The 260-nt window shown below is 58.1% G+C and carries 1 protein-coding gene; it reads left to right on the top strand.

The window, feature by feature from the left end:
* Positions 1-260, top strand: a 260-nt coding sequence (locus P0D80_RS51640) for a reverse transcriptase domain-containing protein (protein WP_408296788.1), incomplete at both ends; no start/stop codon positions are given.

Raw genomic sequence — 260 nt, 5'->3', positions numbered from 1 at the left:
GACGAATGGATGCGCCGCAACTATCCGGGCGTGCCGTTCGAACGTTATGCCGATGATGTAGTTTGCCACTGTCGCACGTTGGCGGAGGCAGAGGCGCTTAAGGCAGCCCTGGAGCAGCGGATGGCGCAGTGCTCACTTGCCTTGCATCCGCAGAAGACGAAAGTCGTCTACTGTCGCGATGACAATCGGAGGGAGAGCTTTAGCGTTCATCAGTTTGACTTCCTGGGCTTCTGCTTCCGACCGCGATTCGCAAGATCGCG

It is taken from the genome of Paraburkholderia sp. RL17-373-BIF-A (genome assembly GCF_046030175.1).
GTDB lineage: Bacteria > Pseudomonadota > Gammaproteobacteria > Burkholderiales > Burkholderiaceae > Paraburkholderia.
Note: the sequence above shows the minus strand (reverse complement) of the source record. Positions and strands in the feature narration are given on the sequence as shown.